At 60.6% G+C, this 1006-nt stretch carries 1 pseudogene; it reads left to right on the top strand.

Going from position 1 to position 1006, the window contains the following annotated elements:
- A pseudogene (locus HMPREF2993_RS13765) lies at window positions 1–570 on the top strand (hypothetical protein); the annotation flags it as partial.
- Window positions 571–1006: the final 436 nt, after the last annotated feature.

Genomic DNA, 1006 nt, shown 5'->3' on the forward strand with positions numbered 1-1006 from the left:
AAGCCGAACGAGCCGGGCAAGCCGAACGAGCCAACCGAGCCGACCACTCCGACTACGCCGACTGACCCGAACGAGCCGAACGAGCCGGGCAAGCCGAACGAGCCGGGCAAGCCGAACGAGCCGGGCAAGCCGAACGAACCTCGTATTCCTGAGCTCGGTGGCCTGTGGCCGCTGCTCATTCCGCTGGTTCTTGTGCCGCCGGTCTTGAGCCACTTCTTCAAGCCGCCGCATGATCCTGCACTGCCGGAGAAGCCTTTCGAGCCTCTGAAGCCACTGGAGCCGAAGGCTCCGGGTGAGGCTCAGCAGCAACCGCAGCGACAGCCGCAGGCACCAGGTGAGGCAGCACAGCCGAGTGCTGTGGAGTCCAACAACAATGCTCAGCCGAGCCAGGGCGACAACACCACTCGCTCTAATGGCACGACCCCGAGCACCAAGGACTCCAAGAAGAGCTCCTCTTCCAGCACCTTGGCGAATACCGGTGCAAATATCCTGTGGCTTCTCGCCGCAGCATGGGCACTGATTGCTGGAGCAGTTCTGCTCCTGCGCCCTGGTCGCCGCAAGGAGTCCTAGTCCGCTAGGAAGCTTCAGGGCCGGGCTAGCCCTGAAGACACGGTTTGCTAAGCCGTGATTGAAACGCCCGAGCAAATGCTCGGGCGTTTCTCTTTGGCTACTTCAATGCGGTGGTCAGATTCCCTCGTTGAGAACCCATGCCGTGTAATGGGGCAGAGGACAGACTGCAGGAATGGGAAACGGCCGACACCGTACTTAGACGTCGTGACGTAGTTGGCCTCACTGAGCCATTGGTTTAACAAGTGGCGCGCGTCGCGCTGTGTAACTGTATTCGCGGCCTTCGTTGCTTCACCTATGACGTCCCGGCCCGTTGAGCATCGTGCAAGTAGGTAGTAGCTTCATGCAAGCTTCCCTTCGCGCTCACTGGGGTGGGTAAGAAGGCTGATTGGGGCTCCACGGTGAGCGCTGTTGCGACCGGCTATTTGGTAGCAGTGTC

The organism is Corynebacterium sp. HMSC068G04 (assembly GCF_001814885.1).
GTDB lineage: Bacteria > Actinomycetota > Actinomycetes > Mycobacteriales > Mycobacteriaceae > Corynebacterium > Corynebacterium hiratae.